This window comes from Chitinophaga japonensis, from assembly GCF_007830125.1.
Classification (GTDB): Bacteria; Bacteroidota; Bacteroidia; order Chitinophagales; family Chitinophagaceae; genus Chitinophaga; species Chitinophaga japonensis.
Map to the genome: position 1 here is coordinate 278,604 of NZ_VLLG01000003.1, position 12,657 is coordinate 291,260.

Annotated in this window: 7 protein-coding genes; 3 read left to right on the top strand and 4 right to left on the bottom strand. The window is 54.1% G+C overall.

Going from position 1 to position 12,657, the window contains the following annotated elements; all coding sequences use genetic code 11:
* Positions 1-39: 39 nt before the first annotated feature.
* The 4 genes from LX66_RS10170 to LX66_RS10185 form a co-directional block, all read right to left on the bottom strand.
* Complete coding sequence (locus tag LX66_RS10170) at positions 40-1,662, bottom strand: RagB/SusD family nutrient uptake outer membrane protein (RefSeq protein ID WP_145712682.1); 1,623 nt, start codon at positions 1,660-1,662, stop codon at positions 40-42.
* A gap of 3 nt (positions 1,663-1,665) precedes the next feature.
* Positions 1,666-4,965, bottom strand: a complete 3,300-nt coding sequence (locus LX66_RS10175; RefSeq protein ID WP_211366162.1) for a SusC/RagA family TonB-linked outer membrane protein — start codon at positions 4,963-4,965, stop codon at positions 1,666-1,668.
* 183 nt (positions 4,966-5,148) lie between these two features.
* Positions 5,149-6,231: a FecR family protein gene (locus LX66_RS10180; RefSeq protein ID WP_145712685.1), complete on the bottom strand. Its 1,083-nt coding sequence runs from the start codon at positions 6,229-6,231 to the stop codon at positions 5,149-5,151.
* A gap of 99 nt (positions 6,232-6,330) precedes the next feature.
* Entirely contained in the window at positions 6,331-6,915 is a 585-nt protein-coding gene (locus LX66_RS10185) for an RNA polymerase sigma-70 factor (protein WP_145712687.1), read from the bottom strand.
* Positions 6,916-7,431: 516 nt separating this feature from the next.
* Here LX66_RS10185 and LX66_RS10190 point away from each other — a divergent pair.
* Genes LX66_RS10190 through LX66_RS10200 form a run of 3 tightly spaced genes read left to right on the top strand, consistent with a single transcriptional unit; the run spans position 7,432 to position 12,653 of the window.
* A complete protein-coding gene (locus tag LX66_RS10190; RefSeq protein ID WP_158642597.1) occupies positions 7,432-10,488 on the top strand; it encodes a SusC/RagA family TonB-linked outer membrane protein in 3,057 nt (1,018 codons plus the stop codon).
* A 44-nt stretch (positions 10,489-10,532) separates the two neighbouring features.
* On the top strand, positions 10,533-11,918 hold the full coding sequence (locus LX66_RS10195; protein ID WP_158642598.1) for a RagB/SusD family nutrient uptake outer membrane protein: 1,386 nt from the start codon (positions 10,533-10,535) through the stop codon (positions 11,916-11,918).
* A 15-nt stretch (positions 11,919-11,933) separates the two neighbouring features.
* Positions 11,934-12,653: a fasciclin domain-containing protein gene (locus LX66_RS10200; protein WP_145712694.1), complete on the top strand. Its 720-nt coding sequence runs from the start codon at positions 11,934-11,936 to the stop codon at positions 12,651-12,653.
* Positions 12,654-12,657: the final 4 nt, after the last annotated feature.

Here is a 12,657-nt window from a genome sequence, read left to right on the forward strand (position 1 = left end):
TACTAAGCGGTACATTTCCTACTTCCTACTTCTTACTTTCTAATATCCTGCATTCTGCTGCAGGTTTGTGTTCTTGTTCAGCTCTGACTGGGGTATCGGGAACAGCTCCCGGTAATCTCCATTGGGTGTGTGCGACAGCCATGATTTCCGCGCAAAAACATTGAAGCGGATCAGGTCCTGCCGGCGGTGGCACTCTTCAAAGAATTCCCATCCCAGTTCATCCAGCAGCCGGCCGTACTGAACATCTGCCCCGCCTTCACTGGTGCTGCCGTGTACATCGCGCTGGCCATAATCATAGCTGCTGCCCTGCTGCAGGTCTGCGGCGGTAACAGTGGCTTTGGCCGGGTTGTCGGCAAAGCAGCGTTGCCGTATTTTGGTGACCTCTACGGCCGCTTCCGCTGCACGGCCGGTGCGTAGCAGGCATTCGGCTTTCATCAGGATAACGTCCGCATACCGCAGCAATGGGAAATCGTTGCTCAGGCGGCTGGTAATGCCCTGCTTTATTTCAAATTTCCCCAGCCGGAAACCATGTATCGCCTCGCTGGTATCAATGGCCGGCACCACGTTGATGAGGTTCAGCGGCTGGCCGGTAAACCGGCCGTTCTGCACTATCAGCGCTTCGCCACCGGAAGAGTACTGCTGTCCCTTTATCCAGTTGTCCTTGTAGCGGGCATCGTCAGGGTCAAAAGTGTTAATGAACTGCGGTACGGCGCAAATGCCGCCCCAGGGCGAATATTGAAGGTTATAGGTAGCCTGGCACTCCTGCGGCAGCGTTTGCATATGGTGGTCAAATGCATTCCAGTCGGTAACATACTTTTCATCAAACGGCAGCGGGAAAATGATCTCCGGAGAACGTTCGTTTTCGGTAATGAATACACCCTTCTGGTTCAGCTCCAGGCTGTACAATCCTGAGCTGATCACCGTATCGCACTGCGCCAGGCATTGGTTCCAGGCGGGCGTACCGGAGTACACTTCGGCATTCAGGTATACTTTGGCCAGCAGGGTTCGCGCGGCCCACTGGTTAAACCGCCCATAGGTGGACTGGTCCCTGTTTTCGCTGAGCAGGGGAATGCTCTCCGTGATCTCCTTCACAATAAAGTCATATACCTCCTTGCGGGTATTTTGTTCCGGCAGGTAGCCTTCCGGTACGGTAAAATCCGTAACAATGGGCACGTTGCCATACATATCGCACAACACCCAGTAGTAGGAAGCCCGCAATACTTTCAGCTCCGCCAGTATATTTTCCTTTCCCTGGGATACCGGGATCACATCGGTGGCGATCTGCTCGATCACCCGGTTGCAGTTGTTGATGCCCTCGTAGGTGCGGGTCCAGCAGTTTACGGGAATGGCGTCTTCGGATGTCCATTTATGATAGTGGAAGCGCCGGTAGCCGCCATCGTCCACCCAGCCCCAGGGGCGTTTGGGTATCAGCAGGTTGTCTGCCGACAATTCCTGCGCCCAGAAATAGCTTTGCCAGAAGTTGAACAGCTTCCGCCAGGGAATGTAGGCGGCAGCCACCAGCGGCTCCAGGTCCTTTTCATCGGGCTCAAACTGGTCTACTATTACCTGGTTGTAATTATTGTCTTTCAGCTTGGTGCAGGAAAGCGCCGGTAACAGGCATAAAAAGACGATTACTATAATAGAATAATGTTGCTTGTTCATCTGTTAAAAGTTTACGTTAAGACCAATGGTAAAAGCACGCGTAGTGGGATACTTGTCGCGGGAGTCGTTGCCCGGCGCCAGTCCTGTCCAGGTTACTTCCGGGTCTATGCCCTTGTACCCGGTGATCATAAAGGTGTTGCGCGTGGATACATATATCCTGGCTGAACGGATGTGTTTGATACCTGTTTCCGGCAGGTTATAACCCAGCACAATATTGTCTACCTTCCAGAAATCGCCGTCCTCCACGTAGTAGCTGTTAAATTCCAGCGGCAGGTTGGTGTTCAGCACTGCCTTTCCGAATACCTTGTCGTAGGCGGATTTCAGGCGGTTCACCTGCTGGTAGCCCGTGTTCTCGTAATACATCCTTTGCGAGTTGATGATCTGGAAATTAAAGGACCCGCGCATGGTCACGTTCAGGTCAAAGCGTTTGTACCGGAGCGTGTTGTTCCACGCCGCATGGAACCTGGGCACGCCGTTGCCGATTACTTTCTTGTCTTCGAAGCCGCGGTTGAACTGGTCGTAGGGCACGGGTTTGCCGTCCTTCCCTTCGTAAATCCATTTCCCGTCTTCGGAAATATCGATCACCTTGTAGCCATGGAAATTCCCGATCTCCTTCCCGATCTCTACCAGGTGCGTGTGGGTCTGGATGGGCACACCCGCGGCGCCTTCAGTAAAATAGTTGGTAGCGAGTTGGTACAGGTCGTTGGAGAGCCGGAGCAGCTTATTGCTGTTGGTATTATAGTTAAGGGTGGTGCTCCATTCAAAATTCTTTTTCTGAACGGGTACCAGGTTTAGCTGCACTTCCACGCCCCTGTTCCGCATTACGCCCACATTGGCGGTAGTAACGGGGTACTGGTTGGGCGGGCTGGGCACCTGGTATTCCCAGAGCAGGCCGTCAATATCGCGGATATAATAATCTACGCTGCCGCTGATCCTGCCTTTCAGCAGGGAAAAATCCAGGCCCAGGTTGGTTTCCTTCTTTTCCTCCCATTTCAGGTAGGGGTTGGGATTTTGCGAAGGGGTAAGGGACCTTACCCAGTTACCGTTCAGCAGGTAATAATCCCCATAGGTGAGGGTAGCTACGCCTAAAAAGAGCGCGGAAGGCGCCGTGCCGGTCACCCCGTAACCGGCTCTCAGTTTCAGGTCGTCGAAGATGGTCACGTTTTGCATAAAAGGCTCCCGGTTAATACGCCATCCCACGGAAACGGCCGGGAAGTTGCCCCAGGGTTTCTGTGCGCCATATAACTGGCTGGCGGCTTCCCGGCGCAGGCTGCCCAGGAAAAGGTAGCGGTCCTTATAACTGTAGGTAACACGGCCAAAAAAGCCGATCAGGTTGGTTTCTGAGCGGAAGCTGTATTCCGGCGCCAGCCCTTCCTTGATGGCATTGCCGCTGCCGATGTTGTTATAGCTGAAAATGTCCGTGGGGAAATCCCAGTTCTGCATCCAGTTTTCGCTGAAATCATTCTCCTGGTAGCTGTAGCCCGCCAGTACGGTGAACCGGTGGCTGCGGAGGGTTTTGCTGTACTCTGCTGTCAGTTCCATCAGCCGGTCCACGCTTTCTTCGGCGCCCACGGAGGCATACCCGTTACGGCCGTCCCTGAGGGTAGAGATGTGCTGCTTGGTCTCCGAATAGCCCCTGGACTGGTTGTACTTGGAGTAGGAGAAGAGGGCATTCAATCTTAACCCCTGGATGGGCGTCAACGTAATATTGCCGTTGTACCGCGTCCGCTGCTCCGTATTCCTGCCATCGCTTTCATACAGGCGGGCCAGCGGGTTCTCGTACTCAAACAGGGAAGGTTTTTCAAACCAGTTGCCGGCGCTGTCGCGGATGGGCTGCGTGGGGTTCTGCCACATGGCCTGCCGCCAGGTATAGCCGTTAAAGCTGCTGCCGTCGCCGGTAGTGGTGTATTTCTCCTGGGAGCTGATCATGCCGAAGTTGAACTTCAGATTGCCGTCCAGCATGTTGTGATTAATGTCTACCCGGCCCCGGAATATCTGGTCGTCCGATTTCTGGAAGATGCCTTCCATGGAGCGGTAGTTGATATTCAGCAGGTAATTGGTCTGGGAATTACCGCCACGGTAGGTAAGGTTGTGCACATGAGAAACCGGGGTACGGGTCACGGCTTTGATCCAGTCTGTGGAACCGCCGTAATCCCAGGCAGCATCCCGGGTGCCGGCCGCGATCTGGGCGCGGTAATCCGCGGCTGTCAGCATATCCGGCTTGCGGGCCATGGTTTCGGTGCTCACGTAACCGCTGTATTCCACCGTATTTACAAAATTGCCGCTGGCTTTGCGGGTGGTGATGAGGATTACGCCGTTGGTGCCCCTGATACCATAGATAGCGGCCGCAGAGCCGTCTTTTAATACGTCAATGGACTCAATGTCTTCCGGCGCCACCGTGCGCATATCCCCGGGAATGCCGTCTATCAGCACCAGCGGGTTGGCGTTGGCGCCCAGCAGGGTGGTATTGCCGCGCAGCAGTATCTGGGTGCCGCTGGTGGGATCGCCGCTGGGAGCGGAGATGGAGAGCCCCGCAACCTTGCCCTGCAGCAACTGGCCGGCATCCACCACCGCGCCTTTCACAAAGTTCTCCGATTTTACGGTGGCCACGGCGCTGGTAATATCGCTTTTCCGTTGTGTGCCGTAACCGATCACTACTACTTCCTGCAGCGCCTTGTTGGACACTTCCAGCACTATATTCAATTGGGAGCCGGTATGCCCCGCCAGGGGGATCTCTTTGGTTTCATATCCCACCAGCCGTACTACCAGCACCGCCGTGCTGCCGGTAACGGTCAGCGTAAAGTCGCCGTCCTCTTCGGATATCGTGCCGTTATTGGTGCCTTTTTCCTGTATGCTTACACCCGGCAGGGCCTTGCCCTCCTTGTCCACTATCTTTCCTGTAACGGTAATAGCCACCGCCGCCTGCTCCGCCGGTTCGCTGGCGTGCATGATCACTACCAGTTTGTCGCTCACTTTCCGGTAGGTGAGGGATGTGTTGGCCAGGAGAAGGTTCAGCACCTCCTGTAGCGGCGCATCCTGGACGTTGACCGATATTTTTTCCTGCCCGCTGAGCAGCCGGGTCTTGTATACAAAGCGGTAAAAGCCCTGCCCCTCGATTGCCTTCAGCGCGCTTTTCAGCGAAGTGTGCTCCAGGTTCAGGCTGATATTTTTCTGGCCATAGGTATTGGCAAATGCGGGGATCATGAATCCCACGAGTAGAATGATGGTCAGCTTCATCATCAATACGTATTTAATAGTCCGGCTGCCCGCCCTGCACGACAAGCGTTCTCGTAGTTTTTTCATACTTTAGCAATGTTTAGGTTTAAGATGAATAGCTCACCCCCCGTGAGCTTTATCTGTCTTTTACATGTACAGGGGAGGATGTTAGCGCATTCTCCCTTTTTGCATAAATGTGTACGGTAGAAATTAGGTAGCTCCTGCTTTCATGTGGAATTCAGTTCTTCAGTGAAAAAATGGAATTTGTGTTTATTGCCCTATAGTAATTACCTTGCCCCGGATGGTATAGTGAAAATTACCTGTCAGTTGCAATGCATATAATACCTGTGAAATATCCTCGTTCTCAAAAACGCCGCTGTACTCCACCTGCTCCAGCGCCTTGTCTGCAATGATCACTTTCACGTCGTACCAGCGCTCCAGCTTTAAGGCCACCTGCTGCAACGGCTCGTCGTCAAACACCAGCTTGTTTTTCATCCACAGTGTTTCCATGGGCGCGGGTTCCTGGTCCTGTTCCAGGTAATGCACCTGCGTAAGCGTCATGATCGGCAGCGGTTTGGTAAGCGCCGGGCTGTCGTTTCTTACTACCAGCTTTTCATCCGGGCGGAGCACGATCCGTTTCTCCGGGCTGCGGTGCAGGGTGATCTCTACAGCGCCCCGGATCAGGGCCGTTTCCGTGGCTTTTTCGTCGGCATAGGCGCGCACATTCAGGGCGGTGCCCAGCACCCTGATATCGATCATGTCCGTATGGATAATGAAGGGCCTGTCCGGGTCTTTGGCCACGTCAAAGAAAGCCTCTCCTTCCAGCGTTACCTCGCGGGCGCCGCCGGCAAAATTATTTTCGTAGCTAACCTTGCTGCCTGCATTGAGCCACACTTCCGTACCGTCCGGTAAATGCAGCGTTGAGCGGGCGCCTTTCTTTGTATACACCTGGTGCTGCGCCGCTGCTGCAGGCGCTTTTTCCTGTCTGTGCCTGGTGTGCAATACCATTATCAGCCCCAGCGCCAGGCAGGCGGCCATAGCGCCGGCCAGGAGCACCCGCCGGTAAAGCTTTTTGCGGGAGGAGGGCTGCGCAGAAGCCGGTGCTGCTGTATCGTATTGCAGCACGTCTTCAGACAGGTGATTGCTCAGCCGTTGCAGGTGCCGGTTAAAGCGGTCTGCCGTACCGGGTAGCTGGTTGCCGGGTTTGCTTTTCCAGATCCCTTCCAGTATACCCAGCGGGAAAACCAGGTCAGGCGACTGTTTCATCGCTTCCTCCAGGTCCGCTTCCTGTTCAGGGCTGGCTTCTCCCGACAATTTTAAAATGATCAGCTCCCAGATTTTTTCCTCCTTCATTATAAATAATGTGTCAATAGGACAATAAAAAAATAAGAATGTACCAAGGAGATGAAAAAAAAAATCCAAATCCCAAAATCCAGATTCCCAACGGGGTGCTTAGCAGCGGGATTGCTGTTTGGCGGCGGCGGGTTGCAGGTGCGGGTATACGGACTGTGCTATTTTCCGGGCCGCAATGGTGAGCTGGTTGCGTACCGTGATCCTGGAGATGCCCAGGATATCCGCTACTTCCTGGTGCTTGAGGCCATGTTCCCGCGCCATTTGGAAGATCAGCCTGCATTGCGGCGGCAGTTCCCGGATGGCGTGGTTGATCCTGCCGGCCATTTCGGCGGAGATGTACAGCTCTTCCGGGTTGACGGAGGTTGTGGCGTCCAACGGTATCTCGTCCAGGCACACATGCGGGTACTTGTATTCCCTGATAATATAGTTTTTGGAAAAATTTTTGGCAATGACGTAGAGGTATACCTGCAGATTGGCGATGGACGGCAGTTCGTTACGGATGGTCCACAGTTTGATGAACACGTCGGAAACAATTTCTTCCGCGGCCTCCCTTGACTTTACGAAAGAATAGACGAACCAGAACAGCCGTTCATTCAGTAATTCATACAGCGCCCGGTATGCGTTCATGTCCTCATACAGGGCGATCTTCTGCTGCAGGTCCGCGATGATGCTTTTTTCTTTCATAACGTGGCATTTCTTTCCGGCTCGGAACAGCGGAATCGTGTTATCCTATGATAAATATACGTTAAAATAGTTATAATTGTTAAAATGACACTAATTATCCCGTGGCTTTACGGGCAGGCTGCTGCAAGTAATTGATATTCATCCTGCTGTCTCAAAAAAAAAGTATAAACCTCTCCTTCCGGGCCCGGGGGGCCTTCTTTCCGGCTTACAGGCAAATTCAGGGGCCCTTTCGCTAAAATCCTATCTGTATTTGTGAAAATAACGTGCAAGTAAATGCAATCGATTGCGTAATTTCGGTACAGATTCCGGTTATGAAAAAAAGAGCAGCTTAAACTAGTTGTGTACACTTGTCCTGTAGTGGAATAAGCAAGAAGCTTACTTTTCTTTCACCTTTAAAAACACTTGCAAAAAATGTAAAGCATTCACTCTTTTAATGCAATCGTTTGCGTAACACGTCCTTTATTATTTCACGTCATCAATCTTATTCTTATGGGTTATTTTCTACAATGCCTTAAGATGTTATCCCTTGCGCTATCCCTGTTCTTATTGGGCATAACATCTGCTTACGGTCAAAACGTGCCTGTAAGCGGTACCGTGCGCACCCCCGACAACCTGCCTTTCCCGGGCGTAACCGTGCGCGTAAAAGGCGCCGGCATGGGCGCCACCTCGGATGCGGACGGGCGCTTCCGCATTCCCGGCGTTCCGGCCAATGCCGTACTGGTGTTCTCCGCTATCGGGCACCTGCCGCAGGAAGTACCGGTGCCCGCCGGCGGCGCTAAAAAATTGACGATCACCATGCAGGCCGACCAGCGGCAACTGGATGAGGTGGTGGCCATTGGCTACGGCAACCTGGCCAAGCGTGATGTATCCGGAGCCATTACCTCCATTAACCGGGAGGCGATTGAAAGAAGGCAACCGGTCAACCTGATAGACGCGCTCCAGAGCCAGGCCGCCGGCGTGCTGGTGATGAACGATGCCGGCGAGCCGGGCGCAGAAGGCAGCATCCGTATCCGCGGCGCTTCCACCTTTTCCAGCGCCGGCAACAATCCCCTGTACGTTATAGACGGGGTATTGAGCGAAAGCGCCGGCAACATCAATCCCAATGACATTGAGTCCATCGAAGTGCTGAAAGATGCCGCGTCGGCAGCCATTTACGGTTCCCGCTCCGCTAACGGCGTGATCATCATCACCACTAAAAGGGGGCAGGAAGGCAAGCCGCGCATCGATGTGCGGTATTCCAGCGTGTTCGGCAAGCTGGCCCACAAGCTGCGCCAGGCCAATGCGGACGAGGTGCGGCTGTACCGACAGCACCAGGGCAGCAGCGGCACCAGCGCCGATTCGCTGAATCCCAGCTTCAACGCGGATAACGATTACCAGGAGCTGGTAGGACAGCGGGCCCTGCGCCAGCAGGTGGACCTTAGCGTGAGCGGCGCCAGCAAGAATATGAACTACTACACCAGCCTGCAGTACCTGGATGACAAGGGGCTGATCGTAAATAGCTGGGCCAAAACCGCCCGCGCCAGGATCAATATTGAGTACAGCCCTTCCAAACGTTTCAAGTACGGCAACCGCATGCAGTATTTCTACCAGAAGCGGAACAACATTAACGAGGGCAACACCTTCAACCAGCTCTTCCAGCGGCCTACCAATTTTGCCGTGTACTACCCGGACGGCTCACTGACCGGCTATGTAGGCGGCCGCCGGAACCCGCTGGCCAATGCCCTCTACGACAAGGATGAAACGGAGACCTATGGCGCCAACATCTTTAATTTTATCGAGGTCAGCCTGGCAAAAGACCTGAAGTTCACTACCAATTTCAACGTGGAGCTGTCTGTACCGCACAATGTATCTTTCGCTCCCAAGATCATCAGTTCCGCCAATCCTACCCGTAACAACGGCAGCGAAAGCTTTGACCTGAACCTGGGTTGGCAGTACCAGGCTTACCTGAATTATACCTGGAACATCGGCACCGATCATAGTTTCAATGCCATGGCAGGTTTCAGCGCGGAGCGCGCCAAAGGCAACTCCTTTGATATTGCCGGCGCGGATTATGTCAGCGAGAATGTTTTTACTTCCAATGCCGCCGGTACGCTGATCAACAGCGGCACCCGCACCAATGCCTATGCCCACAGCATGGCTTCTTTCTTCGGCCGCCTGGGCTACAGCTACAAAAGCCGCTACCTGCTGAACGCCACGCTGCGGCGCGACGGGTCTTCCCGTTTCGGCAAGGCCAACCCCTGGGGCAACTTCCCTTCCGTATCGGCCGCCTGGCGCCTGAGCGATGAATCCTTCATGGCCTGGTCCCGGAAATACCTTTCCGATGCCAAGCTGCGCGTGAGCTATGGGCAAACCGGCAATGAGCGCATCGGCAATTACGACGCGATGCAGCGCATTACCTTTGGCAATGCCTATTATAATGGTGTAACGGGCGCGGTGCCCACCTCCGGCATCGGCAATCCCAACCTGAGCTGGGAAAGCACCCGGCAGTTTGATGCAGGGCTGGACCTGAGCCTGTTTAACGACCGGCTGCTGTTCACCGCAGACTACTACGTAAAAACCACCAAAAACCTGCTGTATGAGCGCCTGCTGCCTTCCGAGACCGGTTACGAGAGCGTGCGCATTAACCTGGGCAGCATACAGACCAAAGGTTTGGAGTTCTCCGCCAATGCCACGCCTTTCCGCTCGCGTAATTTTACCTGGAGCACCATTTTCAATATCTCGTTTGAAAGAGGCACCATCCGGCAATTGTATAACGGCGAGCAGTTCATATCCGGCGATAAATGGCTGGTGCAGGAAGGCGGCCGCCTGGGCGATTTTTACGGGTATAAATACCTGGGCGTATATGCCTATGATGAGTCCAACGCCTACAACGATAACTGGGAGCGCCTGACGCCGGTTTTTGACGGGAACAATGTTTTTATAGAATATCTCTATAACGGCCGGAAGTATGAAGGTACGGTGCACCGTTTGTACGGCAATGGCCGGCTGCTGAAAGGCGGGGACGTGGAGTATTACAACCCGGTGAAGGATAGCGTGATAGACGATGCGGACCGGCAGATCATCGGGAATGCGCAGCCCAGGTTCTATGCCGGCTGGATCAATAACCTGACTTATAAAAGCTTTACGCTGTCTTTCACCTTCAATGTGACCTGGGGCGGAAAGATCTACAACAATGCCGCTGCTACGCTCAATAATTATAATACCACGCATATTATCCCGCAGCCTTACGTGATCTACAATGCCTGGAAAGAACAGGGCGATGTGACGGACGTGCCCAGGGTAGAAAGGAACAGCGCCTGGAACCACCGCGTGAGCACGCGCTACCTGGAAGATGGATCGTTCATCCATTTGAGTTATATAAAGCTGATGTATGCCGTAAACCCGGACCTGCTGCAGCGAATAAAGCTCAAAGGCGCCGGCCTGTACATTTATGGCAGTAACCTGGTTACCTGGACCAATTACACCTGGTTTGACCCGGAATTCTCTTCCGGCAACGCCTTGCAGCCGGGACAGGACAATGGCCGTTATCCGCGGCGCAGGGAACTGGGCCTGGGTATTAACATTAACCTTTAATCTCCGCGACGATGAAAAATCACCTGTTTACGATAATAATAACAATGGCAGGCCTGGTCCTGGGCGGCTGCAATGGCTTCCTGGATGAAAAGCCGCAGAGCGAACTGACGCCGGACCAGTTCTGGCAAAACGAGGACGACATAAAAACGGCGCTGGCAGGCGTGTACGACGGGGTGCAGGGCTGCTTTGATGCCAACTTTATCCACTGGGGCGATGCCCGTACAGACAACCTGGACGTAACGCAGTACGGCAACAAACAATACGCGCAGAACGGCCTGAGCGCCACCACCGAAGGCACGGATTGGTCCCAGTTCTATGTCACCATCCTGCGCGCCAATACCCTGATGCAGTATGCGCCCGGTATCAAAAATGTACCGGCGGCGGACCTGGACCAGTATATGGGCCAGTGCCTGGCTATCCGCGCCTATTGCTATTTCTGGATCGCGCGCATCTGGGGCGATGCACCGGTATGGCTGGAGGCCTACAGCAGCCTGGCGGAAAGCCCTTACCGGGCCAGGACCAGCGTGGACAGCATATTTACCGGCATCATTATACCGGACCTGCAAAAAGCCTTTGAGATGATGAATACGGATCACTCCTCCGTTTACAATGTAAACAAAGGCGCTGTGGCGGCCATGCTCACGGAAGTGTATATGTGGAGAAAGGATTATGGGAATGCACTGACATGGTCTGATAAGCTGACGGCCCTGAACTGGTACTCCCTGGCCAGCCGGGACGATTGGAAGAAGCTGTTCACCGACCCTACCAATACGCCGGAAAACATCTGGAGCCTGCACTGGGATTTCCTGGTGGATGGCGGGGCGGACATTTCCGGCCAGATAGGCGCCAATAACACTAATGGCCGCTTTTCCGTGGAGGATACGCTGTGGAACTATTTTGTAGCCACACCGGACGATATCCGGGGACCAATGTCCGTAGATATGACCGTGGACAACCGGGACAAGATGCATAAGTATTACGCCATCAAGAAAGACAAGGACGGGCACCAGATATTTCCCAAGAATTCGGAGGCCAACATCCTGTTCCCGCTGTACCGCCTGGCGGATATCCTGCTGTTGCGCGCAGAGGCGCTGAATAAAACCGGCGATAAGTCAGGGGCGCTGGCCTTGCTGAACCAGGTGCATACCCGTGCGGGCCTGCCTCCCCTGGAAGATGCGGATTTTGCCAATGCCGACTCGCTGGAGAATGGCATCCTGCAGGAAAGGCAGATCGAGCTGTTCCTGGAGGGCCGGCGCTGGTTTGACCTGGTACGCACCGGCAAGGTGATATCCACCATGGACCCGGTCCTGAAGCGGCGGGTGCCCGACGGTCCCGGCTTTGGCGACCCGCGCCTGGTCCTCTTTCCCATTCACCGGAATAACCTGAACAGCAACCCGCTGCTGAAACAGAATCCGCCTTATTCTGAATAACCAAAACGATCACACATGCAAACCATACAACAATTCCTGTACAAAAACTGCTGGCTGCTCATGGTAATGACCGGCCTCTCCGCCTGCACCCTGGCCGGCCTGGATGTCCAGGAGGACTGGGATTTTACGCCGCATGTAGCGGACCCGCATACCAACAAGACCGTGTGGGCCTTCATGCAGGACCGCAATCAACCCGGGCAGGACTCCGTTTTTAACCTGATGCTGCAGGGCATTGCCTATGCCGGCCTTGATTCCACCATGTATACCCAAACCGGGAAAACTTTTATTCTCCTGCACCGCGATGCTATATTGCGGCTGGACAACAGGAACCGGGTGACCACTGATTGCTATTTTGGCCGCTATGTAGTGCCGGACCGGGACTCCAGCGGCAATCCCATACCCGGTAAAACCCGCGCTGCCCAAAGCTGGACGGAATATCCAAAAGAGCAGGTGAAGAATTTCCTGCTGTACCTGGTCGTGGAAGGCGAGCGCTCCTTTGGCAGCATTGGCGTGGAGAATGATACCGTAAAAACACTGTTGCCACCGGGCACGGATACACTGAACCCACAGGGCATTATGACGCTGAAGGTGACCAATGACCGGGATTCCAAGTTAAAGATCAATGACTTTTTAAATACCGTAAGATCCACTACCGTGCGCACCGCCGGTTTGCTGAACACCAACGGGCCTGCTCATGTGGTAGACCGGGTGGTGGAGTTTGGAGTGAAACCATGAGCCA